Source organism: Mycobacterium sp. E2327, from assembly GCF_001672675.1.
Lineage (GTDB): Bacteria > Actinomycetota > Actinomycetes > Mycobacteriales > Mycobacteriaceae > Mycobacterium.
The window spans coordinates 1-26,882 of sequence record NZ_LZKE01000065.1; the positions used below are offsets into that span (position 1 = coordinate 1).

A 26,882-nucleotide genomic window follows, 5' to 3' on the forward strand; every position below is an offset into this window, starting at 1 on the left:
GACGAACGGGACCCCGCTGGCGACGCTCGGCACTGGGACACCGGCAAAGTGAAAGTTCTCGTAACCGGTAGCGCGGGATTCATCAACGGATACGTGGTCGACGAGCTGCTGCGCGCCGGCCACGAGGTCGTCGGCATCGACAACTACTCGAAGTACGGCAAGGTCAAGAAGAGCTACGACGATCACCCGCGCTACCGGTTACGAGAACTTTCACTTTGCCGGTGTCCCAGTGCCGAGCGTCGCCAGCGGGGTCCCGTTCGTCGCGCCCGCTTCGGCCTCGGTGAGATCCAGGCAGCCCCAGACGTCCTCGACGATTTTGCCTCTGGGGATTTGCAGGCCCCGGTAGATCGAGTGGGGCACGCCGACGACGAGCACGTCGGCACGGCCCAATACGGCATCGAGTGCATAGTAGTCCGGGCCGTCCAGGAACGGGTCGTGCAGCATCACTTTCTTGGCCTCGAGCATGAGCAGATGCCGGAGCTTGAAGCTCAGCGAGTCGCGGGTGTCATCACAATCCGCCTTGAATGTCATGCCGAGCAGGCCAACGGTCTTGTCGCGCAGATCAACCCGGCGCTTAAGCATATTGACGATGAACTGTGGCTGGCCCTCGTTGATCAGCATGGCGGAGTGCCCCAGCATGAAGTTGTTGTTGCTGAATCCGGCGAGCTGCATGGTGTCCTTCAGCAGGCATGGGCCCGCCGCCAGCCCCGCCTTGGGCAGGCTGTCGACACGCTTGTTCCGGTACGTCGCCGCGTGATGAATCCGGTCGAAGTCGAGCCCGGCCTCGCGGCTGAGCAGGTAGAACTGGTTGGCGACCGCGAACTGGATGTAGCGGTAGGCATTGCAGAACAGCTTGGCCAGCTCGGCTTCCTGCGGCTCGACCTCGATGATCTCGGGGGTTATCCGCGAGAAGAGCTCCCGGACGATCCGACACCCTTCGGCGTCGAACCCGCTGATGATCTGCGGAATCTCCCTGAGCTCGCGGATCGAATGACCTTGCGCGATGCGCTCGGGGCAAAAGGTGACGTGCAGACCGATCCCCCGCTCAGCGAACATGTCGTGGACGCGCTGGCTTAGCCCCGGGTAGACGGTGCTTCGGAGAACCAGCGTCTGGCCGTCGCGGAAGTAGGGGCTGATCTCGTCGATGATGCGAAAGAAGGTGTGCGCCTGGGGCGTCAGGTATTCGTCCACCGGCGTCCCGACGACGCAGATCACGATATCGGAATTGCGGACCGCCCACGAATCGGTGGTCGCCGAGATACGTCCGGTGGGCAAGAGTCGCTTGAGCAGCTCCGGGGCACCGTTCTCGACGAAGGGCATCCGCCCGGCCATGATCGTCTTGAGCGCATTCGCGTTCGTGTCGAGAATGTCGACATTGAACCCCTCGTCTGCGAGCACGAGCGCCAGCGGCAGGCCCACGTGCCCGGCACCGCCGATGATGCAGATGCGTTTATCGGTTTGAGCCACCATGTGAACCGCCGCCTCCCCACTGCTTTCCATCCTGCGATCGCTCCGGCCTTACCCGAGCTGCCTCGACGTTCACGGCTTACTGTGGGGAGCCTATGAGGTCGTGTATCCGAACGCGTGCATTTTCAGCAAATCAGCCGCATCGGAAACGCCCTTGCAACGTCTCATTCACCGGGCCGGTCGCCGAGCACGAGGAAGGAGGCGTCAGCGCCGGAGGCTGCGTCGCGCCCCGGCGGCGAAAAACAAGCCCATCCCCACCGCCAACAATGCGGGGCCGGCGGACAGCACGACGTGGACCCCGGTCGCGGTATCGCGGGCGAGCGCGCCCTTGAGCAACATCCTGGTCCGAGCCCCGGCATTGTCGGCATTGGCGGGCCGGAATTCGGGCGGCAGGATCGCTCTGACCTGGGGATCTTCCAGAACCTTGGCCAGCCGCTGCGGGTTCGGGTAGCAAAGTTCTATTCCATGACCACCGCGGCCCATTGACCTCAAGTAGTCGACGTTTCCGGTGGCGAGGTAGGTCTGCACCTTCGCGACCTGCTGGCGCGCGGCGCGACTCCAGTCGACCGCCCCAAGCACCGAACCGTAGTAGCCCAGCGCAGCGACCGCTGCCACGACAGCGAACACCCACCTCAGGGCGCCTCGCTGCACATTTCGTCTGAACCGCGCGGCGGGCACAGAGTCAGCGAGCGCGAACATCGCCATCAGTCCGACGGGATAGACGAGGAGGACGACGTCGAGGTAGCGCACCCCTACGGCGGTTCCGCGGCCGTAGGCAAACAACACGAACTGGAAGACAAGCCATGTGCAGATTCCGACTGACACCCAGGCGCGGTCGGAGATTCCCGGGCGCCTCGCCACTGTCCGATAGCAGAACAGAAACGTCGGAATCAAACCGGCCGCAGCCATGGCAAAGAGCACCGACAATCCCTGAATAAACGTCCATGAAGTGCTCATCGGATGCGCGCACGCCGCAGTCCACGCGATCATCGACAGCGCGATTGCTACGAGAACGGCAACCCCGGCGAGCTCGCGACCGCTCCGCTGTCTGACTTTTGTGGCCAACTGCAGACCTACCAGTACCGCGGCCGCAAGTATGGGAGCCACTCCCGTCGCAAAAGAGAAATAGCTGAGGACCGCGGCGGCCACTCCATAAAACCAGCGCGCAGAAAAGGGCCGCGCGAACGCGAACGCGACCAGAGCCGCGAGACCGAAGAACAACGCGAGGTACACCTGGCCCTGAAACGCCCACAGCGCATTCTCGTAGACGACAGGAAACGCGAATAGGAATGCGACGAAGCACGCCAGGAGCATCCGGCGCTGCGCCGCCACGAGGGGCATCAGCAGCGCTGCCAGCCAGGTGATCACCGCGGTATGCACGATCGCGCCGAGGATCATTTCGAGGCGCGTGTTCCACTCGCCGGCCAGCTCGAGATGGGCCAGCGCGAACAGCCGGAAAACGAGAATGCGGTGTTCGTTGTGTGGGGCGAAGAGGTCGGTGACCGACAATTCGCCCTTCAGGTAGGGGGAGTACAGCCCGGCCCCCTCCCCGTCCCACTGATCCAAGAGCGGCATCGGTGAACCGAGCGCCCAAATGACGATGAGCTTGGAACCGAAGACCGTACACGCGACCGCAGCCAGCAGGGGAAACATCCCTCTTTGCCGTGGTGGTGGCGCTTCGCACGGCTCATTCTTCGATGGCGATTTGGTCTCGCCATCATCTTCCGGGCCATCAGCAATCCACCACTCGAGGCTCACGGCTCTGGGCTGAGTAACCATGCAGAACTCCCCCTTCGCCCATTGCCCCAAACCCGACCCATGGGTTAAAGGAGGACAAGGGCGAATACGTACTACGTGGATCCCGATTATGCGAGCGTTCGAGATTTATTTACCGAACACGGGAGTTTTCGACTAGCTCCCGGCCTGATTCGGCTCGATTCGATCCGCAGTGAGACTTTGAAGGCTCGCTTACACCTGGCAAATTGCTCCGCCACGCAGCGCTTAGCCCGCGACGGCTCCCGGCTCCGAGAACGGCGCCCCGAACTCGGTGACCGGCTGCAGCCCGCGCTTGCGCACCTTGGCTGCGGCGTCGCGGATCAGCTTGTAGATCCCGACGAACGCAGCGTGATCGGTCATCACGAACGGTGTCAGCAGCCGGTTGTGCACCAGCGAGAACGCCACACCTTGGGCAGGGTCGGCCCAGCCAAGCGAACCGCCCAGTCCGACGTGACCGAAGCCGGGCATCACATTGGCATACGGCAGGCTGTGGTAGCCGAGGTGGAAAGCCAACGGCACGAACAGGTTTCGGTCCGGCCGCAGGCTCCGCCGGCCGGTCAGGCCCGCGACGAGTTCACGGGACAGGAACTGGGTGCCGTCGATCTCCCCGTGGTTGGCGATCGCGCCGTACATCCGGGCCAGCGCGCGGGCCGTCACCACCCCGTTGGCCGCCGGGATTTCGGCGTCCAGCATCGGCATCTCGCCCTGGACGGCGACGATCATGCCCGGGAAGTACATGGACCGCCATCCCCCGGACAGCTCGTTGGCGACTTTGCGCGTCACGTAGGACAGGACCGGGTTGCCCACCAAGTTCTGCGGCGTGATGATCTGGGCCACCCGCGTCGGCGACTCGGCCGGCGGCCGGCCCAGGTGCATGCCGTCGGTACCCAGCGGCTCGGCGAGTTCTTCACGGATCAGCGCGCGCATGCCTTTACCGGTCACCGCCCGGCCGAGACCGGACATCAGCCAGCCGAATGTCAGCGCGTGATAGGCGGACTTGCCCAGCAGGCGCCCCGGCGGGGCGGCCGCCAGCCGCTCCTCCATCACGAGGTGATCGAACAAGTCTTCCTGCGTGGCGCCGCGTAGGCCCGACAGGCCGGCGGCGTGCCTCATCACCTCGCGCACCGTGAGCTCGGCTTTGCCGTTGGCGGCGAAGTCCGGCCAGTACTCGGCGACGGGAGCCTCGTAGTCGATGAGCCCACGGTCGGCGAGCCGGTGGATGACCGTGGCGGCCATGCCCTTGGTTGCCGAGAAAACCATGGGGGCGGTGTCGGCCGACCACGGCACCTGACCGCCCCGGTCCGCCCAGCCGGTCCACACGTCGACGGCGGGTTGGCCGTCGACATACACGGCCAGCGCCCCGCCGCCGAACCGGCGGGCCGGGAACATCGTGGAGAAAGCGCGAACGACGCACGCAAAGTGGGGGTCCGCCGCGCCGGACACACGATGGCCTGCGTCAGGGCCATCCTGTACTGGGACCGCGCGGCGAGCGACCCGAGACTCCATTGTCACGCTATCGAATTTACGTGGAGTTCATACCTTCCGCCGGGAAAACGACGGTTAATTTACCTATCCGTTAGCCGGACGCGGCCTCGAGGATTTGCTGGGCCGCCAACGCGGGAGTCAGCTCCCCCGCCTTGACCTGCCGTTCTAGGTCGGCGCGGATTTTGCGGACGCCCGGGTTGGACATCACCCGGTCCAGGACCGTGTCGCGGACCATCTGCCAGGTCCAGTCGACCTGCTGGGCCCGCCGGCGCTCGTCGAGTTCGCCGGCTTCGGACAACACCCGGCGATGGCGCTCGATCGTGTCCCAGAGCTCGGCCAGGCCGGTGCCCTCGGTCGCGCTCATCGTGAGAACCGGTGGCCGCCAGAGCGTTTCGCCCGGGTGGATCAGCCTGATCGCCGCCGACAGCTCGCGCGCCGCCTTGCGCGCCTCGGGCAGGTGCTCCCCGTCGGCTTTGTTGACCACGACGATGTCGGCCAGCTCCAGCGCGCCCTTCTTGATGCCCTGCAGCTGATCGCCGCTGCGCGCCAGGGTCAGCAACACGAACGTGTCGACCATGTTTGCCACGGCCACCTCGGACTGGCCGACGCCGACGGTCTCGACGAGTATGACGTCGAACCCGGCGGCCTCCAGCAGGACGATGGTTTCCCGCGTGGCCTTGGCCACCCCGCCTAACGTGCCCGACGTCGGGGATGGACGGATGTAAGCGTCCGGCTGCACCGCCAGGCGCGCCATCCGGGTCTTGTCGCCCAGGATCGAGCCGCCGGTGCGGGTCGACGACGGGTCGACGGCCAGCACGGCCACCCGGTGGTCCCGCTCGATCAGGTACATGCCGAGCGCCTCGATGCTGGTGGACTTGCCCACCCCTGGCGTCCCGCTGATGCCGACGCGGCGCGCGTTGCCCGAGTAAGGCATCAGCTCCAGCAGGAGCTGCTGCGCCTTCTCCCGATGGTCGGCGCGGGTGGATTCCAGCAGCGTGATCGCCCGCGGCAGCGCCGCGCGATCGCCGTTACGGACCGCCTCGGCCAATGCCTCGATTCCCGACACGATCCCCCAGCGTATAGGGCCATCGGCTCAGAAAAGGTGCACGCTCCATACGCCGACGTTGTTCGCGGCCCCGGTCGGAAGCAACGCCAGCGCGACGACGATGTACACGAACAGCAGCACGCTTCGTCTGGACGGCGCTTGCTCGATCTCCGGCCGCTTGATCGCGTAGAGGAAGTACACGGCGGCCACGTCGAAGGTGATCAAGATCCACCACCGCGTCCAATCGACGGCGGTGACAAACAGCGGAACCACCAATGCCGCCCCGAGCAACGGCAGCACGAGATTGTGGCGTAATTCGCCGAGGAAAGCACGGATCGGAACACCGGAGAAATAGCGAATTGTCCATGCCGTGCCGGCGAAGTACACCACCCCGAGTAGGAAGGCGCCGAGCAGCGGGAAGAAACCCCAATGTAAAACCATGTAGACGGCGCCGGCCGTGTCGGAGTCGAAAATCGGTATGACTTTAGCGCACATGAAGTCGTGAAAATCCGTGCGGCTCTCGACCCGACCGAGCATGTAGTCGAGCGCTTTCTGCGGCGTTGTGGAAACCCCCCACGGATGTTCGATCAGCCCATGCGGAACTTGATCACACACCTGCGCCGCCAGATCGCGGCGCCCCAGCCCTGCGACCAACAGCGTTGAGGCGAGCCCCGGGCCGACTGCCAAGACCGTGCACATTCGCTGCGTGGCGCGCGCCGAATCCTTCGCGAGAACGACGATCGCCAAAACCGCTCCGAGCGCCAACTCGAGTGGAATCGCCTCGTGCATGAGCGCCAGCACGGCTATCACCATTCCGTACACGGCACTGAGGCACATTCTGGCGTGGGGGGTTCTTGCCGTGGTGAGGGAGACGCTGTAAGCCAGCAGCGCCGTCATGCCAAAGAGTTCGGGATGGGGGCTGTAGATGGCGTAGGAAAGCGAGAAGGGCAGGACTGGGGCCAGGAGGGCCAGCATTGCCTTGCGTTGGCATCGGGCTCCGGTGCTAAGGATCCGCCAGGTCAGCCCGGCGAGGGCGATCAGCCAAACCACGATGGACGCCCACAGGAACGCATAGGCGGCGGTGAAGTAGTCGCCGGGCGCGAAAATGCGGATCAGCTCACCACCGAGACCGCGTCGAACGAATCCCGGCGCGTAATTGCCGACGTAGTACTGCAACCACCATAAATCGTTGGAAAAGACAACCCGCTGGAAATACATGTGGGCGATAACCCAGCCGACCACCCAGGTCGAGGTGAGCGCGTAAGCCCATGAGAGCCTGTCGGTAAGGTGCGGATATCGACGCGGAATTAGGTTGTCCGCCGGATAGGTAGAAATGGCCAACACCGGCATAAAGGCACCTTTCCCGACAAAGGTTAGCCGGAGAATAGCCCATGCCGGGTCGAGGCGGTAGGGAATGTGACCATTTGGCCCAAAAGAACTGCGATGGTAAAAGGGTAGGACGGCTTACGAAATTCGTGATATCCGTCGCTCAATGGCCGGATATGAATGCATCGCAGCCCCCCCATCGGGCCATGATTCGGGCGCGCCGGTGACAATCCATGATTACCAACGCAATTGGACAGTGGCCGGCTAATCCAGCTTGTATTCAAGCCGCTCGGCAAGCTTGTGCAGCAGGCCGATCGCGGCGTCGGCGATCACCGTCCCGGGCGGGAAGATGGCGGTGGCCCCGGCGGCGTACAGCTCGTCGAAGTCGCCGGGCGGGATCACCCCACCGACGACGATCATGATGTCGGGCCTCCCGACCTCGGCCAGCGCGTCGCGCAGCGCCGGCACCAGCGTCAGATGGCCGGCGGCCAGCGACGACACCCCGACGACGTGCACGTCGTTGTCGGCGGCCTGGCGGGCCACCTCCTCGGGCGTGGAGAACAGCGACCCGACGTCGACGTCGAACCCGATGTCGGCGAACGCCGTCGCGATCACCTTCTGCCCACGGTCGTGGCCGTCCTGGCCCATCTTGGCCACCAGAATCCTGGGCCGGCGACCGTCGGCCTCGGCGAATTTCTGGACCAATTCCGTGGCGGTTGCGATGTTGGTCGCCTTTCCGGCTTCGTGACGGTAGACCCCGGCGATGGTACGGATCTCAGCCTGGTGACGGCCATACACCTTTTCCAGCGCGTCGGAAATCTCGCCCACGGTGGCCTTGGCCCGGGCGGCATCGATGGCGAGCGCCAGCAGGTTGTTGCCCAGCCCGTCCTCGCCCGCGCGACCGTGCGCGGCCGCCGCGCGGGACAGTTCGGCGAGCGCGGCGTCGACGGCCGGCTGGTCCCGGCCGGCCCGCAGCTCGCGCAGTTTCGCCAGCTGCTCGGCCCGCACCCGACTGTTCTCGACCTTGAGCACCTCGATTTCCTGGTCCTCGTCAACCTGGTACTTGTTGACGCCGATCACGGGCTGCTGGCCGGAGTCGATGCGCGCCTGGGTTCGCGCGGCGGCCTCCTCGATGCGCATCTTGGGGATGCCGTCGTCGATGGCCTGGGCCATGCCGCCGTGCTCGGCGATCTCGGCCATGTGGCCGCGGGCCGCTTGCGCGAGCCGATGCGTCAGCCACTCCACGTAATAGGAGCCGCCCCACGGGTCGATCGGCCTGGTGGTGCCCGACTCCTGCGCCAACAGCAGCTGGGTGTTGCGCGCGATGCGTGCCGAGAAGTCGGTGGGCAGCGCAAGCGCCTCGTCCAGCGCGTTGGTGTGCAGCGACTGCGTGTGGCCCTGGGTGGCGGCCATGGCCTCGATGCAGGTACGCGCGACGTTGTTGAAGGCGTCCTGCGCGGTCAGCGACCAGCCCGAGGTCTGCGAATGCGTGCGCAGGGAAAGGGATTTCGGGTTCTTGGCGCCGAACCCAGCCACGAGTTCGCTCCACAGCAGCCGGCCGGCGCGCAGCTTGGCGACCTCCATGAAGAAGTTCATGCCGATGCCCCAGAAGAACGACAGCCGGGGCGCGAATTTGTCGATGTCCAGCCCGGCGTCCAGGCCCGCCTTGATGTAGTCGACGCCGTCGGCCAAGGTGTAGGCCAGCTCCAAATCCGCTGTGGCGCCGGCCTCTTGGATGTGATACCCGGAGATCGAGATGGAGTTGAACTTGGGCATCTTGGCGCTGGTGTAGGCGAAGATGTCGGAGATGATGCGCATCGACGGCTTGGGCGGATAGATGTAGGTGTTGCGCACCATGAACTCTTTGAGGATGTCGTTCTGGATGGTGCCGGCCAATTTCTCCGGCGGCACCCCCTGCTCCTCGGCGGCCACCACGTACAGCGCCAGGATCGGCAGCACGGCGCCGTTCATGGTCATCGACACCGACACCGCCGACAGGTCGATGCCGTCGAACAGCTGCCGCATGTCGAGGATGGAATCGATTGCCACACCGGCCATTCCGACGTCGCCCTGAACACGGGGGTGGTCGGAGTCGTAGCCGCGGTGGGTGGCCAGGTCGAAGGCGACCGACAGGCCCTTCTGGCCGGCGGCGAGGTTGCGACGGTAGAAGGCGTTGGAATCCGCCGCCGTGGAGAACCCCGCGTATTGGCGAATAGTCCAGGGCTGGTTGACGTACATCGTCGGATACGGGCCGCGCACGAAGGGGGGCTCGCCCGGGAAGCTGTTCAGCGGATAGCCCTCGGCCGCCGCGGCGGCGCGGTCGGCGGCGATGTACACCGGTTTGACGTCGATGCCTTCGGGGGTGTGCCAATCCGCGGCGTCGTACTTTTGCACGGCGGCCTCGGTGGCCGGGGGCACTTTGCGATCACCGTGCAGCGGGACCTCGGCGAAGCTGCCGATCGCGGGTGTGGTCATCGTCATGGCGCTACGCTCCCAACCGGGTGAGCAGGTTCGACATGGCTTGCACCGCATTGATTTTCGCGGTCAGGTACTCGTCCGGCCGGGGTGCGGCGTCGTCCAGCTCGCTCAGCGCCTTCTCCGGGCCCGCCAGATAGACCCTCGCCGCACCGGCGCTTCGGGCCGCCTCGACGACGCCCGAGGCCTCGTCGTGATAGCGCTTGTCGGTGCCGCAGATAATCGCCACCGTCGAATCCGCGCCGGCCACCGCGGCCCCGGCCCCGGCGGCGTCGACCGGCCCCGGGTTGATCGCCTCGATGCCGCCCGACGCCAGCAGGTTGGCCGCGAACGTCGTCCGAATGTTGTGCTCGGCCAAGGGGCCGAGCGGCAGCAGCAGCGCCTTGGGGCGCGAACCGGTGCGCGCCAGGAAGGCGTCGGAACGGTCCCGCAGCGCCTCGAACTCGGCCGCGTAGCGCCGGGCGCCGGACGGCGAATCCTCTTGCGGCTCAGCCTGTGGCTCAATCTGCGTCAAAGGCGGTTCCTCGAGGTTCGGGTATTCGTTCACACCGGTGATTGCGGTGCGGCGATGCGCGATGTCGTCGGCGCGCCGCGTGGCGACCTCGGCGATCTGCTCGGCGATGTAGTCGCGGGCGGCGGCGAACCCGCCGCGCTGCTCTATGGCCTGGAACTGCTGCCACGCCCGCTGCGCCAGCTGCTCGGTGAGGTCCTCGACGTACCAGGACCCGCCGGCCGGGTCCAGCACCCGCCCGACGTGCGACTCTTCCAGCAGCAGCAGCTGGGTGTTGCGGGCGATGCGGCGCGCGAAGCCGGCGCCCACGCCGGGAAAACCGCCGGGGATGGCCACGTCGAACGGCAACACGAGCACGGTGTCGGCGCCGCCGACGCCCGCGCCGAAGGCGGCCACCGTGCCGCGCAGCATGTTCACCCACGGGTCGCGCTGGGTCATCATCGGCAGCGACGTCTGCGCATGCACCACCGCCGCACCGGCGTCCGGCTCGCCGACCACCTCGGCAACGCGCGCCCACAGCTGACGCGCGGCCCGGAATTTGGCGATGGTGGTGAACTGGTCGTCGTCGGCGGCCAGCCGGAAGCTGACCTGCCGCAACGCCTGGCCGACCGGTACCCCGGCCTCGGTGAGCAGACGCAGGTAGGCCAACCCGGCCGCGACGCTGCCGGCCAGCTCCCAGCTCGCGTTGGCGCCCAGGTTGTGGAAGGCGGGACCGTCGACGGTGATCGCTCGCACGCCGTGGCCCCCGGCCACCCGCGTCGCCACCGCCACCACTTGTTCGGTCGACGGGGATTCCCGGCCGCTCAGCGAGGCGGTCAGCGGGTCCGCGCCGAGGTCGATCGACAGGGCACCGCGCTTGTCGTCGTCCACCCGGTCAACCAAAGCCACCAGGGCGTCGCTGGCCTCGGCGTAGTCGGCGCCCGCATCGAGGATCACCGGAACCAGGTCCAGGTACACGCCCGACAGCAGCTGCCCGATCTCACCGGCAGGCACCCCGGTCTCCCCCACCCGGAGCAGCAACGCGCTGACCCCGTCGGTGAGGGCGGACAGCACCGCGGCGTTGGGGTCAGCGCAGCCCGGCGCGGGGAACGCCTCGGCAACCTTCCAGCCGGCGTCGACGTCGCGCGCCGCGTCGCCACCGCGCACGTAGGGCCACTCGCCGGGCAGCGCCGGTTCGGGCAGCTCGTCGAGGCCACTGTAGAGCGCCCGAACCGCGATCCCGTCGTAAGTCGGGCTTTCCAGCAGCCGTTCGGGCTCGTCACCCAGTTGCTCGGGATCCTTGCGCAAGCTCTTCGACAGCACACCCGCGACCGCAGTGCGCCAACGCCCGCGAACCTGTTCCAGTCCGATGCGCTCGGGTACGTCAATGGACACCGATTGCTCCCTTTTTCCCTGCAAATGGGGCTCCGCCACTTGCTAACGAGGCTAATTGATGGTGCCTCCCCGCAAAAAACCGCGCGCGCCGGTGATCGGGGCGCCTTGGCCGAGTGCGGCGAGGAAACGCCAGCCTTCTGAAAGGACTTATTCTTCTCCGCCCCGTAACCTTGACAGCCGTGACGGCTTCCGCCACCTGCAAAATCACCCGAAGACTCCGCGACGCCGGCTGCGTCGTGGGCGCGAGGGCACGTCGGCTGTCCGGGCCCCGGACGGTCGCCGCAGTGGTCGGTATCACAGTCCTGATAGTGGTGGCCTCCTGGCTTCCCCTGCCGACGCCGGTGCAGATGCGGGATTGGGCCGAGTCGGTCGGCCCCTGGTTCCCGTTGGCGTTCCTAGCCGCGCACATCCTGGTCACCGTGGTGCCGGTGCCCCGCACCGCGTTCACCCTGGCCGCCGGGCTGCTGTTCGGCCCCCCGCTGGGGATCGCCATCGCGGTGACCGCCAGCACCGCGAGCGCGGTGATCGCGATGCTGCTGGTGCGCGCGGCCGGGTGGCAGCTCAACCGCCTGGTTCGCCACCGCGCGATCGACACGGTCGACGAGCGCCTGCGTGAACGTGGCTGGCTCGCGGTCTTCTCGCTGAGATTGATCCCCGCCGTACCGTTTTCGGCGATCAATTACGCCGCTGGCGCCTCTGCGGTGCGGCCTGTGCCCTACACGTTGGCAACGCTGGCGGGTTTGCTGCCTGGCACCGCGGCCGTGGTGATCCTCGGCGACGCCCTCGCCAGCCACCCCAACCCGCTGCTGCTCCTGGTGTCGCTGTGCACCGGCGCTTTGGGGCTGACCGGGCTGATCGTCGAGATCCGCCAGTTCCGGCGCCACCACCGCCGTAAGGCGCAGGCCGCCACGCCCTCCCCCGAACCGGCCGTCGCCCGCTGACGTCGCCTCCGGATTTCTGAATCGAACCTGAAGATATGGGCCATAAGGGCCGCTCTTCAGGTTGATTTCAGATCGGCTTCCTAACGTCGCCGGCATCACCCGAGCAACGAGGAGGCACTTTGACCAGCGAGGAATCGACTCACACCACGCACCCCGCAACTTCACCTTCGGTCCTGCAGCGGCACCCCTTGGGCGTCGCGGTCGGCAGCGGGTTGGCCGGACTCGCCGTCGGCGCGTTCGGTGCCGCCACCCTGATCGGCCTCTGGGCCCCCGCGCCCCCACCGCCGGGCTGGGGTTTCCCGCCGCCACCGGGCGCCCTGGGTCCCCCGCCGCCACCGCCGTTCGCCTGGCACCCGCCGCCGCCCTGGGCCGCCCCGCCGCCGCCGGGCCAGCCGCCGCAGCCCGGCCTCCCCGCCCCTCCCGGCGGTCCGGCGTCCCCGCCGTCGTCGCCACCGCCAGCCCGATAACGCACCGAAGGAGAAACCGACAATGAAGATCAAGCAAGTGATCGCCGGCTCGTTGCTCGCGGGCGCCCTCGGGGTGGCCGCGGCGGGCTTCGGCACCGCAGTGGCCAGCGCCGATCCACCGCCGCCGCCACCGGGACCGGGGCAACCCGGGCCGCCGCCGCCCGGTCCGGGGGGTCCGGGCGGACCGTTCGGGGCTCCGCCGCCCGGGCCCGGTGCACCGGGCGGACCATTTGGGCAGCACCCCGGCGGACCACCTCCACCGCCGCCGGGATTCTGACGCCGGCCGTCCAGCGCGCTGACGAGCGGTGGTCGCCCCAATCAATCCGGTTGGGGCGACCACCGCTCCCTCAATTCACTCCCCCGTCGAGCGGCAGGCTGAGCCGGAATTGAGCGCCGCCCTCGCGCGGCAGGCACGTCAGCTCCCCGCCATGGGCGCGCGCCAGCGCCCTGGCGATCGGCAGGCCCAGCCCGGCACCGCCGTGGTCGCGGTCGCGGCCGGCATCCAGGCGCACCAGCCGCTCGAAGATGCGGTCGCGTTCGTCGTCGGGAATGCCGGGGCCGGTGTCGGTGACGGTCACCTCGGCCGCGTGGCCGCCGGAGCGCAGGTCGAGGTGGATCGCGCCGGCCTCGGGGGTGTAACGCCGGGCGTTGTCGAGCAGGTTGGACAGGATCTGCGCCACCCGGTTCGGGTCCGCTTTCATCCGCAGTTCGTCCGGACCGGTCCGGATGACCGTGACGCGCGGCGCGAGCAGGGCCGCCCGGTCGGCTTCGGCGTCGACGACGGCGGCGAGGTCGACGTCTTGCAGATCCAGCGGCAGTCCCGCGTCGATGCGGCTCAGGTCGAGCATGTCGGCCACCAGGCGCCCGGCGCGGCGGGCGTCGGACAGCAGCAGGCTGGCACGGCGGTACTGAGCACGGGCCGCGTCGTCGCGCTGCTGGCCGGCGTTGCTGACGAGTTGTTCGGCGGCCACCTGGATGCCGGCGATCGGCGTGCGCAGCTCGTGCGCGGCGTCGACGAGAAATCGCCGGGTGGCCGCCTCGGCGCGCCGGGCATCCTCGGCCGAGTGCTGGGCCCGCCGCTCGGAGGCTTCCAGCGCCTCCAGCATTCCGTCGAAAGCTGCTGCTGCACGGCCTAATTCGGTATCGGCGCGCTTCGGGCGCAATCGTCGGCCGCGATCACCCGTCGCGATGTTGGTGGCCAGCGCGGTGAGCCGGTCCAGCGGCCGCAGCGCGACGCGGCTGACCGCGATCAGCAGCAGCGCGGCCACCACCAGCGTCGCCACACCCAAGCCGATCATCAACTGGCGCAGCTCCCGGGTCACCTGCGTGGTCTGCGTGGTGTCCGCCACCAGGATCACGCGACCGCCGTCGGGCAACGGATGCACCAGCTCGGTGGCGGTCGCGTCCGGCGGCGGGGGCGGTACGCCCGGCGGCGGGCCGAACGGCGGGTAACCGGGCGGCGGGTAGCCGGGCGGCGGGTAGCCGGGCGGTGGCGGTGGCGGTGGCCCAAGCGGGGGAACGAACGCGCCGGCGGTGGTCTGCGGGCTGATCGCGGGGTCGCCGTAGGCCGTGCCTTCGGCGGTGATCACGAGCGCGCGCACGGTGCCGCCGCCCAGTTGGGCGGCGATCTGCTGCGGCGGCGTGCGCGCGATCGCCAGGGCGTCCGCGCGGGAGGTGGCCGCCAGAAGCCGGTCGTTGAGGTTTCGACGGGCCTGGGCGCGCACGGTGACGTCGATGATCACGCCCAGGATCAGCAACACGACGGCGAGCACGCCAATAGAGACGACGACGACCCGGCGCTGCAGCGACGGCGTCGGAGTCGCCGGATCGGCTGGTGCCGTCATGATCGGTGTGCCTGCATGCGGTAGCCGATGCCGCGGACCGTGTGCACGATTCGCGGCCCGTGTGCCTCGAGCTTGCGGCGCAGCCCGCTGATGTGCACCTGCACCAGGTTGGGGTCGTAGGCGTCGTAGCCCCACACCGCGTTCAGGATCTGCGGGGCGCTCACGATTCGGCTGCGCTGTTCGACCAGGAATCGCAGCAACCGCAGCTCGGTGGCGGTCAGGTCCAGCGGATGTCCCGCGCGCACGGCGACCCCCGCGTCGACGTCGAGCATCAGGTCGCCCACCTGGAGCGCCCGGGGCAGCCGTCCCCGCCGGCGCAACACCGCGCCGACCCGCGACACGAGTTCGGCCAGCTCGAACGGCTTGACGACGTAGTCGTCGGCCCCGCCGTCGAGGCCGCGCAGCCGGTCGTCGAGGCCGTCACGCGCGGTGATCAGCACGATGCCGGCGTCGCCCCAATCGCGGATCACCTCGATGAGCTCGAATCCGTCGCGGCCCGGCAGCATCACGTCGAGCACCACCAGGTCCGGTCGCAGGCCGTCGAGCGCGGCCTCCAGACCGTCGCCGTCGGGGCAGGCGTCGGCGTGGTATCCGGCGTCGGTCAGCGCCTCGCTGACCATCTCCCGGATCGTCTCGGAATCCTCGACCACCAGCACCCGCGGTGTGCCGGCCGCCGGGCGCCTGCCCGCGCGCGGGTAACTCACCATGCCTCATTGTTAGCGCTTCGTTTCGGGTACGAGCGTCGACGCCGCTTTCTTCAGGTTCGCTTCAAGGTCGACGTCTGCAAAATGCATGCATTGCTGCTATTCTGCAGGGATGGTTGCGATCACGATCCGGGACGTTCCTGACGAGGTTCGCGATGAGCTGGCCACACGTGCCGCGCGGTCCGGGCAGTCACTGCAGGAATACCTGCGCGGCCTACTCGTCGCGACGGCGGACAAGCCGACCGTGCGCGACGTCGTCGCCCGTGCCCGCGCCCGAGTGACGGCAACAGCAGCGCACCTCGACGCGGCCGTCATCCTCGCCGCCAAAGACGCCGATCGCCGGTGACCGAGCGTATCGTCTGCGACGCATCGGCGGTTGTGGCCGTATTGCTGGATTCCGGCATTGAGGGTCAATGGGCAACCGCACGCTTGGCAGAAGCCGAACTTTACGCACCGACGTTGTTGCCCTACGAATGCGCCAACGTCATCAGGCGGGCCGAACTCGGCGGAGCGATCAGCGCGGACCAAGCCGCCCAAGCCCACACGGATCTCCTTGACCTAGCGGTAGACCTGTGGCCATACGACACGCTCGCCTCCCGCGCTTGGCAGTTACGGGCAAACCTGTCCAGCTACGACGCGGCTTATGTCGCGCTCGCTGAGATCTTGAATGCCCCGCTGGTGACATTGGACCAGCGGATCCAGCGAGCGCCCGGGGTTGCGTGTTCGGTGTTGGTGCCCGCTGACACGTTCGGGCAGTAGCGTCCTCGGGTGCCATACCCGGACGACCAGGGAGCCGCATGACATCCAACGACACCCGCCGCCCGGGCCCGCCGCCCCTGGGGTCGAACGCGCCGGGTTGCGTCTACCCGGTGCCGCCGTCGGGCACCGCGCCAAGCGTCATGCCGGCTCCGCCCGTGCCGCCGCTGCCGCGCTGAGGTCGACGACACCGGAACCAAGCAGCGGCTTGCCCGCCACCTCCGGGGCGAAGATCAACGTGACGGCGCCGATGAGCCCGGCGAACATCAGCATGTACGCGGGCATCATCGGATTACCGGTTCCGGCCACCAGCGTCTCGGCGATCAGCGGCGTGGTGCCGCCGAAGGCCGAAACCGCGATGTTGAACCCGATCGACACCGCGCCGTAGCGCACGTGGGTGGGAAACAGCGCGGGCAGGATCGCCGGCTCGAGACTACTCAGGAAGAGCATGGGCAGGGCGACGAGCGCCACGCCGGCGAACTTCGTCGGATACGCCCCGCCGAACCGCATCAACGCGAACGCCGGCAGCGAGACCCCGACCAGCAGCCCGCAGCCCGTCCACATCAGCGGTTTGACCCCGATTCGGTCGGACAGCATCGCGACGAGGAGCACCCCGACCGTCAGGACAGCCAGCACCACCAGGACCATCACCAGGGCCGCGGTGTCCCCCACGCCCGCGGTCTTCTTGAGATAGGTCGGCACGTACCCGCTGACCATGTAGCTGGTGTCGGTGACCGCGAGCTCCACCCCGAGGCAGATCAGCAACCCTTTCCACTGCCGCACGACGGTCAGCACGAACTGGGTGCGGACGGAGACCGGCACCGCGACCTTGTGCACCTTCTCGTAACCGGGCGACTCCTCGATCCGCGAACGCAGGTAGATCGCGACCAGGCCAAGCGGCGCGGCCAGCAGAAACGGGATGCGCCAGCCCCAGCTCAGCATCTCGGCGCTCGGCAGCGCCGTCTGCAGCCCCGTCACCAGCACGGCGCCCACGACGAACCCGCCGAGCGTGCCCACCGGGAGGAATCCGGCCATCATCCCGCGTTTGTGGTCGGGGGCGTGTTCGGCGATGAACGTCATGGCGCCCGCGTATTCGCCGCCGGAGGAAAGCCCCTGACCGATGCGAATGACGGTGAGCAGGATGGGCGCCCAGATCCCAATGGCGTGGTAGCCGGGCAGCGCGCCGGTCAAGGCGCCGCAGACCGCCATCAGCGAGATCGTCATCACCAGCACGGGCTTGCGCCCGATCCGGTCGCCGAGCGGGCCGAAGATGAAACCGCCCAGGGGCCGGACGACGAATCCCGCCGTCATCGTGCCGAACGTCGCGATCAGGTTGCCCGCGTCCGAATTGCTCCCGGGATAGAACGTCTGCGCAAGGAGCGTGGCGACGAGGCTGAACAGGGTGAAGTCGTACGCCTCCATGAAGTTGCCGATGGCCGTGCCCTGGATGGACCGATGCGCCGCTCGCCGATCGGCGGCCCGGACCTCAGCATTTCGACTCATTGGGTAGGTCAGTTACCCGAAACGCCGCACAATTAAGCGATCCCCGTCCGGGCTGGGCCGAAACGCGCAGTCGTTCGCCAAGATTGAAGCGGGGACTAATCCCGCTCCGGGCCCTTGATCGTCATCGCCGCGAAAGTGGCCAAAAACGTCGCGGCGGGAAGGGCGTTGACGATCTTGTCCCGCGCCCGGATGTGCGCGCCGACGGCCAGGGTGAAATACAGCGTCAGCATCGCCGTCGTCAGCCGCGCCAGGCCGGGGAACCGGGTGACCGAGAGCAGGCCGACCGCCGCGGCCGCCTTGACGACCGGCAGCACGGGTCGGATCTCGTCCGGCACCCCGACGTCGTCCAGAACTTTCTTGATCGGGGCCACCTGGACCCCGCACGCCACCGCGTCGACGGCGTGGAACACGGCAAGCGCCGCATAGGTTTTCGGTGAAGTCAGCGCACTCATGCACGCGAGCCTATTGGGTCAGCTGCGGCGGCGCGCCGGGCTCGCCGTCCACCGGCGCGCGGGCGCTCGCCTCGGCCTTGGCCACCGCCTGGGCGATCGCGGGGTCGGTCTCGGTGGAGAACCAGTCGGCGATGTCGGCGTCGTCGGACTCGGCGGCGTGCTTGGGGACGTCGTCGACCGGGGATGGCTGGAACCGGAACACGCCGTCCTCGCCGGGGGCACCCAGCAGTTTGGTGAAGCCCTGCAACGCCGAGCTGAAGTCGCTGGGCACCACCCACACCTTGTTAGCGTCACCGCGCGCCATCTCCGGCAGCGTCTGCAGGTACTGGTAGGCGAGCATCTCCGGGGTGGGCCTGCCGGCCTTGATCGCGGCGAACGTCTTCTCGATGGCCTTGGCCTGCCCCTGCGCCCGCAGGTAGGCCGCTGCGCGCTCACCCTGGGCGCGCAGCATGCGGGACTGCCGGTCGGCCTCGGCGGCCAGGATCGCGGCCTGCTTGGCGCCCTCGGCGGCCAGGATCTGCGCCTGCTTGGCTCCCTCGGCCTGGGTGATCGCGGCCTGCCGGTTCCCTTCGGCGGTCAGGATCATGGCCCGCTTTTCCCGGTCCGCCTTCATCTGCTTTTCCATCGAGGCCTGGATGGACGGCGGCGGGTCGATGCTGCGCAGCTCCACCCGGGCGACCCGCAGGCCCCAGCGGCCGGTGGCCTCGTCGAGCACGCCGCGCAGCTGGCCGTTGATCATGTCGCGGGAGGTCAGCGTCTGCTCGAGCGTCATCCCGCCGACCACGTTGCGCAGCGTGGTCGTGGTGAGCTGCTCGACGCCGACGATGTAGTTGCTGATCTCGTAGACCGCAGCCTGTGGGACGGTGACCTGGAAATAGACCACGGTGTCGATGTTGAGGGTCAGGTTGTCCTCGGTGATGACCGGCTGCGGCGGGAATGACACCACCCGTTCGCGCAGGTCCACCCGGGCGCGCACGCGGTCGATGAACGGCACCAGCAACGTGAGCTGCCCGCTGACGGTGCGGCTGTAACGGCCCAGCCGCTCGATCACCGCGGCCTCGGCCTGCGGGATCAGCGCGACGGACTTTGCCACCACGATGATCCCAAAGACGATGATCGCAAGGGCCACCAACAAAAGAGCGATCCCAGCCATGGCGCTTCCTCCCGTTTCTTCAGAGGTATTACAGGTCCTTGAACACCACCGCGGTGGCGCCGTTGATCTGCATGACCGTCACCCGTTCGCCGGGTTCGTAGACATCGTTGTCGTTAAGTGGCCGGGCCGTCCATACCTGACCGTCCAGCTTCACCTGGCCCTCGTCGCGGGCGACGCGGTCGAGCACCAGCGCGCTCTTGCCCTCCAGCGCTTTGATGCCCGTCGGCAGCCCCTTCGCGGGTGTGAGCCGACGCCGCAGCGCCGGCCGCACCAAGACCAGCAGCAGCACCGAGACGACCACGAACATCGCCGCCTCGGCCCAGATCGGCCAGCCCACCAGCCAAGTGGTGCCCGCGGCGGCCAGCGCGCCCCCGGAAAGCATCAACAGCGACATGTCGCCCGTCAGCGCCTCCGCACCGGCCAGCACCAGCGCGAATATGAGCCAAATCACCGCGGCGGGCATGCGGTCAGAATACGCGTAATCCGCCTTTGCCGGACCAAACAACTACACTCCGAGATCATGTGGTGTCCCAGTGTCTCGCTGTCCCTGTGGGCCAACGCCTGGCTCGCGGGCAAGGCCGCGCCCGACGACGTGTTGGACGCGTTATCCCTTTGGGCGCCAAAGCAATCGGTCACGGCGTATGATGCCGTCGCCGCGGGCCACACGGGACTTCCGTGGCCCGATGTGCACGACGCCGGGACGGTCACGCTGCTGCAGACGCTGCGCGCGGCGGTCGGCCGGCCGTCCGTGCCGGCGTCCGCAGGGTTGCCGGCTCGTTTGCGCGGGACCATCAGCGTGGTGCTGCCGGTGCCCGGCGACGTTCGTGGGCTGGCCGCGGGGACGCAGTTCGAGAGTGACGCGCTGGCCGCCGGCGAGGCCGTGATCATCGCGAACCCCGACGATCCGACCACCGCCGTCGGGCTGGTCCCCGAGTTCAGCTACGGCGAGCTCGACGGCACCGACGACGACGCGGACCTACCCGAATTGTGTGCGCTGTCATGGACGGTGTACTCGTTGCCCGGCGCGCCGCCGCTGCACCACTACGAGCTCGGCGACGCGGAATACGCGCTGCGGTCCGCCGTGCGCTCGGCCGCGGACGCCCTCGGCGCCATCGGCTTGGGCGCCGCGGCCGACGTCGACGATCCGCGCGGACTCGTCGAGCAGCTGCTGGAATCGGCACGGCAGCACCGCATTCCCGACCATGCGCCGTCGCGAGCCCTGCGGGTCCTGGAGAACGCCGCGCACGTCGACGCCATCATCGCCGTCAGCGCCGGGCTGAGCCGGTCCGATTCCCCCGCGGACCGCATCGCTGCGGGCATCACGCAGTCGTCGTCACAGGCGCAGATCGCCACCGACGCACTGCGCCCGCTGACCACCGTGGTGCGTTCGGCGCGGATGGCCGCGGTCGACGCGATCCTGCACTCGGCCTGGGCCGACTACGTCTGATGGCGGCGACCCGCTTCGCCCAGCTACGCTGCGCTCGCGATCGCCGCTAAGTCTAATGGCGGCGACCCGCTAATCCTGTTGACGCGCCACGCAATGCGGCGGGCGGCACGGCGCGCCGTTGACGCTGGCGAGGCAGCCCGGCACCGGATCACTTCCGGCGACCCGGGTCGGCGCCCGGCCGTGGCGGAGCTCGTCGATCAGGTCGGCGGCGAGCCGGGCGAATTGCCTGTCGGCGTTGGGAGTTGCGGCGCGAGCGAAGGCCAACCCCGCGGCCTCGGCCTGTAACCGGAGCTCGTGGTCGAGATCCCACACCACCTCGATGTGGTCGGCAACAAACCCGATCGGGCAGACGACGACGGCCTCGGTGCCCGTTAGCGTCGCGAGGTGGTCCTCGACGCTCGGCTCCAACCACGGCACCTGCGGCGGGCCCGAGCGCGACTGCCAGGCCAGGTCGTAGTCGGTATAGCCGGCGGCCGCCGCGACCAGCCTTGCGGCATAGGCGACTTGGCGGCTGTAGAGCTGGGGACCGAAGCGCTGGTCGGCGGCCACCGGGACCGAATGCGCGGTGAAGACCAGCCGGGCGCCCTGCGGCACCGTTTCGGCGGCGGCAGTTACGGCCCCGGCGAACATCTCGACGAAAAGCGGATGGTCGAAATACGGCCGCAGCTTTACCAATTCGGGCGACCCAGGCCCGGCCACCCGACGGGCCCGGGCGATGTCTTCGACATACTGCGTGCAGCTGGAATATCCGCTCCACGCCGACGTGGTGAACACCGCGGCACGACGAACACCGTTGTCCCGCATGGTCGCGACGGTGCCCTCGACGTACGGTTCCCAATTGCGGTTGCCGAAATACACCGGCAGATCCAGTTCCGCGCGCAGCTCGGCGATCAGGGCGCGGTTGATGCCGTTGATCGGCGAAACTCCGCCGAAATGCAGGTAGTGCTCGGCGACTTCGTCGAGGCGCTCGGGCGGCACGTTGCGGCCGCGGGTGACGTTCTCCAGGAACGGCCGCACCTGCTCGGGGCCCTCCGGCCCGCCGAAGGACAAGAGCAGGACGGCGTCGAAATCCATTAGGCGCTAAAGCAACTGGGTGCTGGCGCCGCCGTCGGCGTAGATGACGGTGCCGGTGGTGGCCGGTAGCCAGTCGGACAGCAGCGCACACACCGTCTTGGCGACCGGCGTCGCGTCCTTCATGTTCCAGCCCAGCGGGGCGCGCTGATCCCAACCTTCCTCGAGCAGGTGAATCTGGGCGCCCGCCTCCTCGCCTAGCGCACCGCCGACGATCGCGCTCATCGCGAGCGTCCGAATCGGGCCCGCGGCAACGAGATTCGACCGCACGCCGTACTTGCCCGCCTCGCGGGCCACGAACCGGTTCACCGACTCCAGCGCGCTCTTGGCGACGGTCATCCAGTTGTACGCGGGCATCGCGCGCGACGGGTCGAAGTCCATGCCGACGATCCCGCCGCCGGGGTTCATGATCGGCAGCAGCGCCTTGGCCAGCGAGGCATACGAATACGCGGAGATGTGGATGCCCTTGGCGACGTCCTCGTAGGGGGCGTCGAAGAAGGGGTTGATGCCCATCCCGCTCTGCGGCATGAAGCCGATCGAATGCACCACGCCGTCAAGCTTGTTGCCCTCGCCGATCACCTCGGTCACCCGGTCGGCCAGGGTGGCGAGGTGCTTCTCGTCCTGCACGTCGAGTTCGATCAGCGGGGCCTTGGCCGGCAACCGGTCCGCGATGCGCTGGATCAGCCGCAGCCGGTCGAATCCGGTCAGCACCAGTTCGGCCCCCTGCTCCTGGGCCACCCGCGCGATGTGGAAAGCGATCGACGAGTCGGTGATGATCCCGGTGACGAGAATCCGTTTGCCTTCGAGCAGTCCTGCCATATCCGTCCTTTGATGTTCTTCTTTGTTCTGCGACTCAGTGGCCCATGCCCATGCCGCCGTCGACCGGGATGACCGCGCCGGCGATGTAGCTCGCATCCTCGGAAGCCAGGAAGCTGACCGCCCCGGCGACCTCGGCGGCGGTGCCAACTCGCTTGGCCGGGATGAATTCCAGCGCGCCCGCCTGGATGCGCTCGTCCAGCGAGCGGGTCATCTCGGTGTCGATGTAGCCGGGCGCGACCACGTTGGCCGTCACCCCCGCCTTGGACAGCTCACGGGAGATCGAGCGTGCCATGCCGATCAGGCCGGCCTTGGCGGCCGCGTAGTTGGACTGGTTACCGATGCCCCACATGCCAGACACCGACCCGATGAAGATGATGCGGCCGAACCGCTTCTTCTGCATGCTGCGCGACGCCCGCTGGGCCACCCGGAACGCCCCGGTGAGGTTGGCGTTGATGACCTCTTCGAACCGCTCCTCGGTCATCCGGATCAGGAAGGCGTCTTTGGAGATGCCGGCGTTGGACACCAGCACCTCGACCGGGCCCTGGTGCTCCTCGACCTCTTTGAACGCGCGGTCGACGGCGTCGTTGTCGGTGACGTCACACACGACCCCGAACAGCCCCTCGGGCGCCCCGGATCCGCGGTGCGTGACGGCCACCTTATGCCCGTCGGCGGCCAGCCGCTGGGCGATCGCCAGACCTATCCCCCGGTTTCCGCCCGTCACCAGGACCGAGCGAGATACGAAGGGAGGCTTGCCCACGGGGGCGTCCGTAGCGGTTTCGGTGGCTGTGTCAGTCACCCCGCCAACCTATCGCCTCACGGTGCGTGCCCCGAAATCTGCCCCCTTTCGCACCGCGAGCGTCACACTGGCGCGACGCTCGACGCCCACCGCCACGCTGGCGCGACGCTCGGCGGCAGAATCAGGTGGGCAGGCGACGGTTGATCAGCAGCGCGGCCAGCCCCGCGAGCGCCAGTACCAGCGCACCCAGCCGCAGCCAGCCCGTGCTCGCGTCGCCCTTGATCGTCTCGTAGCCGATCTGCTGCTGCAGCGACGCGTAGACGGCTTTCAGCTCGGCCAGGCTGGCGGCGTTGTACCAATTCCCACCGGAGAGCTCGGCAACCTTCTTCATGGTGGAGTCGTCGACGGGAACGGGCTGGCGCTGGTCGTTGATCTCGACGAAGCCGTAGGGCGTGCCGAACGAGATCGTCGAGATCGGCACGCCCTGGTCCTTGGCGGTGCGCGCGGCGGTGAAGGCGCCCTTGGGGTTGTCCGGGTTGGTCGGCATCGTCTCCTTGCCGTCGGAGAACAACACGATGCGCGCCGGTGGGGGCGTGTCGCCGCCGCCGATCACCGCACCGACGGTGGCGATGGCCTGCAACGCGGTGAAGATGCCCTCCCCGGTCGCGGTGCGATCGGCGAACTGGAGCTTGTCCAGCGCGTTCTTGGTCGCATCCCGGTTGGTCGTGGGAGACACCAGCACGGTCGCGGTGCCCGCGTACTCGATGAGGCCCAGGTTGATTCCCGGGGTCAACTCGTCGGCGAACTGCTTGGCGGCCTCCTGCGCGGCCGCCATGCGATTGGGCGGGACGTCGGTGGCGCGCATCGACTGCGACACGTCGATCACCAGCATCACCACCGCGCGGTTGCGCGGGATCCGGACGTCGTTCGTCGGCCCCGCCATCGCGATCGTGAACAGCACCAGCGCCAACACCAGCAGGATCGCCGGCACGTGCCGCCACCGCGAAGGACGTTGCGGTGCAACGCTTTCCAGTAGCTCCATGTTCGCGAATCGCAGCATCCGCCGCTGCCGCGCCAGTTGCAGCACGATGTAGAGCGCGGCCAGCCCGACGGCGGCGAATAGGAAAAGGAAAAACCAAGCGTGTGCGAAGCCCGACAGCGTCATCGGGCCCAGCAGGGGCAGTGTCACTGCCGGCCCGCCAGTGCCCCGCGACGGCGGGACTCGACGAAGCGGACGATGTCGGCGATCCAGTCCCGGTCGGTGCGCAGCGTCAGCACCGGGGCCCCGCAGCTGCGGATGGTGCGGGACACCTCGGCGCGGTGGGCCGCGGCCGCCTTGGCGAAGTCATCACGCAGCTGGGCGTCGATGGTGAATTCCCGGGTGACGCCGGTCTCGGCGTCCTGCAACACCACGTCGCCGATGTCGGGCAACTCGACGTCGCGCGGGTCGAGCACCTCGATCGCCAGCACCTCGTGGCGGGCCGCGATCGCCCGCAGCGGGCGCATCCAGTTGATGGGGCCCAGGAAGTCGCTGATGATGACGGCCATGCCGCGGCGCCGTTCGGGCCGGCGCAACGCGTCGATCGCGGTCGCCAGATCGCCGCGCACGCCGACCGGCGCCCTGGGCGTGGTGGCGATGGTGCGCAACAGCGTCTGCTCGTGCTGGCGCCCCGATCGGGCCGGGACCCTGGTGAGGGTCGCGCCGGTGGCGATGATCGCACCGAGCCGGTTGCCGCCACCACTGTTGAGGAACGTGATCGCCGCCGCGGCGGCCACCGCCAGGTCGCGCTTCTCGCACACCGTGGTGCCGAAGTCCAGGCTGGCCGACATGTCGACCACCATCCACGTCTCCAGCTCGCGGTCGGCGATCATCTGCCGGACGTGCGGGTGCATGGTGCGCGCGGTGACGGCCCAGTCCATCCGCCGGACGTCGTCGCCGGGCTGGTACTCGCGCGACTCCCCCGGCTCGGTGCCCGGCCCCGGGATCAGGCCGAGGTGGTCGCCGTGCAGCACCCCGTCGAGCTTGCGCTTGACCGTGAGCTCGAGCTGGCGCAGCGCCGCCGACAGCTTCGGGTCGTCAATCTGCCCGCGCTCGAACGATGGCGGATGACGCACCGCCTTGTGGGGCTCGGTCACCGACCGCTGGCCGCCACGGTCTGCATCACCGGCGGCACCGAATGACCTTGCTGCGGAACGGCATTCACCTGCGGCAAGGCCACGGTCTGCAGGATCCGGTTGATGACGATCTCCGGCGAGATCTCGTCGGCGAGCGCGTCATAGGTCAGTATCAACCGGTGCCGCAGCACGTCGGGGATGACCTCCACGACGTCCTGCGGGATCACGTAGTCGCGACCCCGCACCAGCGCCAGCGAGCGGGCGCCGGCGATGATGCCCAGCGAGGCGCGGGGTGACGCACCGAACGAGACCCAGGTCTTGACGTCGTTCATGCCGAGCTGCTCGGGGTTGCGGGTGGCGGTGACGACGCGCACCACGTAGTCGACCAGCGCGTGGTGGACGAAGACGTTCGACGCGATGTCCTGCAGCCGCAGCAGGTCGCCGGTGTTGAGGATCTGCTTGGGCACCGGCGGCTTGACGCCCATCCGGTAGATGATCTCCCGCTCCTCCTCCGGCGACGGGTAGCCGACGTTGATCTTGAACAGGAAGCGGTCGCGCTGGGCCTCGGGCAGCGGGTAGACGCCCTCGTGCTCGATCGGGTTCTGGGTGGCCATCACCAGGAACGGGTTGGGCAGCGGGAAGGTCTTGCCGCCGATCGACACGTGGCGTTCCTGCATGACCTCCAGCAGCGCCGACTGCACCTTCGCCGGCGCGCGGTTGATCTCGTCGGCGAGCAGGAAGTTGACCACCACCGGGCCGAGCTCGGTGTCGAACTCCTCCTTGCCCTGCCGGTAGATGCGGGTACCGATGATGTCGGTGGGCACCAGGTCGGGCGTGAACTGGATGCGCGCGAACGTCCCGCCGACCACGCGCGCGAAGGTCTCCACGGCCAGCGTCTTGGCCACGCCGGGCACACCCTCGAGCAACACGTGCCCCTTGGACAGCAGGCCGACCAGCATCCGCTCCACGAGCTGGTCCTGCCCGACGATGATCCGCTTGACCTCGAAGATGGCCCGCTCCAGCGTGTGCACCTCGGCGGCCAGCCCATTGCCGCCGCCTGGAGGCGCCTCGTGCGCCGGAGGGCCGGACGGACCACCCTGGCCCGGGTAATTGCTGGCGCCCGGGGGCGGCCCACCTGCTGATGTCATCAAGAACCCTCCACGCTCATCTGGACACGACTGCCGGGCAGCGACGTGCCCTGGACCAACTATTCCAGGCCAGCCGGTTTCCGTCGACGCTCGCCCAGTTGATGCCTCGCCGGCAAGGTCACCGTCAGCCCGGTGCGCAAGCCCGGCATGACGCCGTTCCTGACTAGGATCATCGAGTACTGATCGCGGGGCCGGCGAGGCATCAACTGGGCGAGCGTCGACGGAAACCGGCTGGCCTGGAATAGTTGGTCCAGGGCACGTCGCTGC

At 68.2% G+C, this 26,882-nt stretch carries 24 protein-coding genes and 3 pseudogenes; 8 read left to right on the forward strand and 19 right to left on the reverse strand.

Going from position 1 to position 26,882, the window contains the following annotated elements; translation table 11 throughout:
* Positions 1-93 precede the first annotated feature (93 nt).
* Positions 94-144, forward strand: a pseudogene (locus A5712_RS32660) (hypothetical protein); the annotation flags it as partial.
* Positions 145-210: 66 nt separating this feature from the next.
* Here the strand turns inward: A5712_RS32660 and A5712_RS07780 are convergent.
* From A5712_RS07780 to mutA, 7 genes and pseudogenes are all read right to left on the reverse strand, one after another.
* Positions 211-1,500: a nucleotide sugar dehydrogenase gene (locus A5712_RS07780; RefSeq protein ID WP_231982039.1), complete on the reverse strand. Its 1,290-nt coding sequence runs from the start codon at positions 1,498-1,500 to the stop codon at positions 211-213.
* Between the two features lie 171 nt (positions 1,501-1,671).
* Positions 1,672-3,225 (reverse strand): hypothetical protein, encoded by a 1,554-nt coding sequence (locus A5712_RS07785; protein WP_156766470.1) that lies wholly within the window; start codon positions 3,223-3,225, stop codon positions 1,672-1,674.
* Positions 3,226-3,468: 243 nt separating this feature from the next.
* The gene (locus A5712_RS07790; RefSeq protein WP_369830370.1) at positions 3,469-4,749 is read right to left on the reverse strand and encodes a serine hydrolase domain-containing protein; all 1,281 of its coding nucleotides are present in this window, start codon (positions 4,747-4,749) and stop codon (positions 3,469-3,471) included.
* Between the two features lie 59 nt (positions 4,750-4,808).
* Positions 4,809-5,809 (reverse strand): annotated as a pseudogene (gene meaB, locus A5712_RS07795) (methylmalonyl Co-A mutase-associated GTPase MeaB).
* A 12-nt stretch (positions 5,810-5,821) separates the two neighbouring features.
* Positions 5,822-7,123, reverse strand: a complete 1,302-nt coding sequence (locus A5712_RS07800; protein WP_068103219.1) for a hypothetical protein — start codon at positions 7,121-7,123, stop codon at positions 5,822-5,824.
* 240 nt (positions 7,124-7,363) lie between these two features.
* Complete coding sequence (gene scpA / locus A5712_RS07805; RefSeq protein ID WP_068103221.1) at positions 7,364-9,580, reverse strand: methylmalonyl-CoA mutase; 2,217 nt, start codon at positions 9,578-9,580, stop codon at positions 7,364-7,366.
* Between the two features lie 4 nt (positions 9,581-9,584).
* Complete coding sequence (gene mutA, locus A5712_RS07810; protein WP_068103223.1) at positions 9,585-11,459, reverse strand: methylmalonyl-CoA mutase small subunit; 1,875 nt, start codon at positions 11,457-11,459, stop codon at positions 9,585-9,587.
* Positions 11,460-11,638: 179 nt separating this feature from the next.
* Here mutA and A5712_RS07815 point away from each other — a divergent pair, with 179 nt between their 5' ends.
* The 3 genes from A5712_RS07815 to A5712_RS30090 all read left to right on the forward strand — a co-directional run bounded on the left by A5712_RS07815 (position 11,639) and on the right by A5712_RS30090 (position 13,144).
* Positions 11,639-12,400 carry a TVP38/TMEM64 family protein gene (locus A5712_RS07815; RefSeq protein ID WP_068103225.1) on the forward strand — a complete coding sequence of 254 codons (762 nt, stop codon included), beginning with the start codon at positions 11,639-11,641 and terminating at the stop codon, positions 12,398-12,400.
* 119 nt (positions 12,401-12,519) lie between these two features.
* The gene (locus A5712_RS30085; RefSeq protein ID WP_082973334.1) at positions 12,520-12,867 is read left to right on the forward strand and encodes a hypothetical protein; all 348 of its coding nucleotides are present in this window, start codon (positions 12,520-12,522) and stop codon (positions 12,865-12,867) included.
* 22 nt (positions 12,868-12,889) lie between these two features.
* The gene (locus A5712_RS30090; RefSeq protein ID WP_082973335.1) at positions 12,890-13,144 is read left to right on the forward strand and encodes a hypothetical protein; all 255 of its coding nucleotides are present in this window, start codon (positions 12,890-12,892) and stop codon (positions 13,142-13,144) included.
* A 70-nt stretch (positions 13,145-13,214) separates the two neighbouring features.
* On the opposite strand, the gene A5712_RS07820 is transcribed toward A5712_RS30090, so the two are convergent.
* Complete coding sequence (locus A5712_RS07820; RefSeq protein WP_068103228.1) at positions 13,215-14,711, reverse strand: cell wall metabolism sensor histidine kinase WalK; 1,497 nt, start codon at positions 14,709-14,711, stop codon at positions 13,215-13,217.
* Positions 14,708-15,418, reverse strand: coding sequence for a response regulator transcription factor (locus A5712_RS07825; RefSeq protein ID WP_068103230.1), 711 nt, complete (start codon positions 15,416-15,418; stop codon positions 14,708-14,710). The genes A5712_RS07820 and A5712_RS07825 overlap by 4 nt, the downstream gene beginning before the upstream one ends.
* A 109-nt stretch (positions 15,419-15,527) precedes the next feature.
* Here A5712_RS07825 and A5712_RS07830 point away from each other — a divergent pair, with 109 nt between their 5' ends.
* Together A5712_RS07830 and A5712_RS07835 are read left to right on the forward strand one after the other, a co-directional pair.
* The gene (locus tag A5712_RS07830) at positions 15,528-15,761 is read left to right on the forward strand and encodes a hypothetical protein (RefSeq protein ID WP_068103233.1); all 234 of its coding nucleotides are present in this window, start codon (positions 15,528-15,530) and stop codon (positions 15,759-15,761) included.
* Positions 15,758-16,174 carry a type II toxin-antitoxin system VapC family toxin gene (locus A5712_RS07835; protein ID WP_068103235.1) on the forward strand — a complete coding sequence of 139 codons (417 nt, stop codon included), beginning with the start codon at positions 15,758-15,760 and terminating at the stop codon, positions 16,172-16,174. The genes A5712_RS07830 and A5712_RS07835 overlap by 4 nt, the downstream gene beginning before the upstream one ends.
* A gap of 138 nt (positions 16,175-16,312) precedes the next feature.
* Here A5712_RS07835 and A5712_RS07840 read toward each other — a convergent pair whose 3' ends face one another.
* From A5712_RS07840 to A5712_RS07855, 4 genes are all read right to left on the reverse strand, one after another.
* Positions 16,313-17,674 (reverse strand): MFS transporter, encoded by a 1,362-nt coding sequence (locus tag A5712_RS07840; RefSeq protein ID WP_068103237.1) that lies wholly within the window; start codon positions 17,672-17,674, stop codon positions 16,313-16,315.
* Positions 17,675-17,769: 95 nt separating this feature from the next.
* Positions 17,770-18,126, reverse strand: a complete 357-nt coding sequence (locus A5712_RS07845; RefSeq protein ID WP_068103239.1) for a DoxX family protein — start codon at positions 18,124-18,126, stop codon at positions 17,770-17,772.
* Positions 18,127-18,136: 10 nt separating this feature from the next.
* Positions 18,137-19,279, reverse strand: a complete 1,143-nt coding sequence (locus A5712_RS07850) for an SPFH domain-containing protein (protein WP_068103241.1) — start codon at positions 19,277-19,279, stop codon at positions 18,137-18,139.
* A gap of 28 nt (positions 19,280-19,307) precedes the next feature.
* A complete protein-coding gene (locus A5712_RS07855; RefSeq protein WP_068103243.1) occupies positions 19,308-19,742 on the reverse strand; it encodes an NfeD family protein in 435 nt (144 codons plus the stop codon).
* Positions 19,743-19,799: 57 nt separating this feature from the next.
* On the opposite strand from A5712_RS07855, the gene A5712_RS07860 reads away from it, so the two are divergent.
* Positions 19,800-20,726, forward strand: a complete 927-nt coding sequence (locus A5712_RS07860; RefSeq protein WP_068103246.1) for a hypothetical protein — start codon at positions 19,800-19,802, stop codon at positions 20,724-20,726.
* 69 nt (positions 20,727-20,795) lie between these two features.
* Here the strand turns inward: A5712_RS07860 and A5712_RS07865 are convergent, their stop codons facing one another.
* The 6 genes from A5712_RS07865 to A5712_RS07890 all read right to left on the reverse strand — a co-directional run bounded on the left by A5712_RS07865 (position 20,796) and on the right by A5712_RS07890 (position 26,615).
* Positions 20,796-21,800, reverse strand: a complete 1,005-nt coding sequence (locus tag A5712_RS07865) for a ferrochelatase (protein WP_068103248.1) — start codon at positions 21,798-21,800, stop codon at positions 20,796-20,798.
* Positions 21,801-21,806: 6 nt separating this feature from the next.
* Positions 21,807-22,616: an NADH-dependent enoyl-ACP reductase InhA gene (inhA, locus tag A5712_RS07870; protein WP_068103250.1), complete on the reverse strand. Its 810-nt coding sequence runs from the start codon at positions 22,614-22,616 to the stop codon at positions 21,807-21,809.
* A 34-nt stretch (positions 22,617-22,650) separates the two neighbouring features.
* Positions 22,651-23,373, reverse strand: coding sequence for a 3-oxoacyl-ACP reductase FabG1 (gene fabG1 / locus A5712_RS07875; RefSeq protein WP_197519326.1), 723 nt, complete (start codon positions 23,371-23,373; stop codon positions 22,651-22,653).
* A 160-nt stretch (positions 23,374-23,533) separates the two neighbouring features.
* Positions 23,534-24,541: a VWA domain-containing protein gene (locus A5712_RS07880; RefSeq protein ID WP_068103259.1), complete on the reverse strand. Its 1,008-nt coding sequence runs from the start codon at positions 24,539-24,541 to the stop codon at positions 23,534-23,536.
* The gene (locus A5712_RS07885; RefSeq protein ID WP_068103262.1) at positions 24,538-25,488 is read right to left on the reverse strand and encodes a DUF58 domain-containing protein; all 951 of its coding nucleotides are present in this window, start codon (positions 25,486-25,488) and stop codon (positions 24,538-24,540) included. The genes A5712_RS07880 and A5712_RS07885 overlap by 4 nt, the downstream gene beginning before the upstream one ends.
* The gene (locus tag A5712_RS07890) at positions 25,485-26,615 is read right to left on the reverse strand and encodes a MoxR family ATPase (RefSeq protein WP_067160734.1); all 1,131 of its coding nucleotides are present in this window, start codon (positions 26,613-26,615) and stop codon (positions 25,485-25,487) included. The genes A5712_RS07885 and A5712_RS07890 overlap by 4 nt, the downstream gene beginning before the upstream one ends.
* 108 nt (positions 26,616-26,723) lie before the next feature.
* Here A5712_RS07890 and A5712_RS30735 point away from each other — a divergent pair.
* Positions 26,724-26,798: pseudogene (locus tag A5712_RS30735) on the forward strand (peptidase C40); the annotation flags it as partial.
* Between the last annotated feature and the right edge of the window lie 84 nt (positions 26,799-26,882).

Excerpts from the sequence above, each read along its gene's own strand:
- A5712_RS07780 (WP_231982039.1), bottom strand. The coding sequence starts at position 1,500 with ATGGAAAGCAGTGGGGAGGCGGCGGTTCACATGGTGGCTCAAACCGAT.
- A5712_RS07790 (WP_369830370.1), bottom strand. The coding sequence starts at position 4,749 with ATGGAGTCTCGGGTCGCTCGCCGCGCGGTCCCAGTACAGGATGGCCCT.
- A5712_RS07800 (WP_068103219.1), bottom strand. The coding sequence starts at position 7,123 with ATGCCGGTGTTGGCCATTTCTACCTATCCGGCGGACAACCTAATTCCG.
- scpA (WP_068103221.1), bottom strand. The coding sequence starts at position 9,580 with ATGACGATGACCACACCCGCGATCGGCAGCTTCGCCGAGGTCCCGCTG.
- A5712_RS30090 (WP_082973335.1), top strand. The coding sequence starts at position 12,890 with ATGAAGATCAAGCAAGTGATCGCCGGCTCGTTGCTCGCGGGCGCCCTC.
- A5712_RS07820 (WP_068103228.1), bottom strand. The coding sequence starts at position 14,711 with ATGACGGCACCAGCCGATCCGGCGACTCCGACGCCGTCGCTGCAGCGC.
- A5712_RS07825 (WP_068103230.1), bottom strand. The coding sequence starts at position 15,418 with ATGGTGAGTTACCCGCGCGCGGGCAGGCGCCCGGCGGCCGGCACACCG.
- A5712_RS07830 (WP_068103233.1), top strand. The coding sequence starts at position 15,528 with ATGGTTGCGATCACGATCCGGGACGTTCCTGACGAGGTTCGCGATGAG.
- A5712_RS07840 (WP_068103237.1), bottom strand. The coding sequence starts at position 17,674 with ATGAGTCGAAATGCTGAGGTCCGGGCCGCCGATCGGCGAGCGGCGCAT.
- A5712_RS07845 (WP_068103239.1), bottom strand. The coding sequence starts at position 18,126 with ATGAGTGCGCTGACTTCACCGAAAACCTATGCGGCGCTTGCCGTGTTC.
- A5712_RS07850 (WP_068103241.1), bottom strand. The coding sequence starts at position 19,279 with ATGGCTGGGATCGCTCTTTTGTTGGTGGCCCTTGCGATCATCGTCTTT.
- A5712_RS07855 (WP_068103243.1), bottom strand. The coding sequence starts at position 19,742 with ATGCCCGCCGCGGTGATTTGGCTCATATTCGCGCTGGTGCTGGCCGGT.
- A5712_RS07860 (WP_068103246.1), top strand. The coding sequence starts at position 19,800 with ATGTGGTGTCCCAGTGTCTCGCTGTCCCTGTGGGCCAACGCCTGGCTC.
- A5712_RS07865 (WP_068103248.1), bottom strand. The coding sequence starts at position 21,800 with ATGGATTTCGACGCCGTCCTGCTCTTGTCCTTCGGCGGGCCGGAGGGC.
- inhA (WP_068103250.1), bottom strand. The coding sequence starts at position 22,616 with ATGGCAGGACTGCTCGAAGGCAAACGGATTCTCGTCACCGGGATCATC.
- A5712_RS07890 (WP_067160734.1), bottom strand. The coding sequence starts at position 26,615 with ATGACATCAGCAGGTGGGCCGCCCCCGGGCGCCAGCAATTACCCGGGC.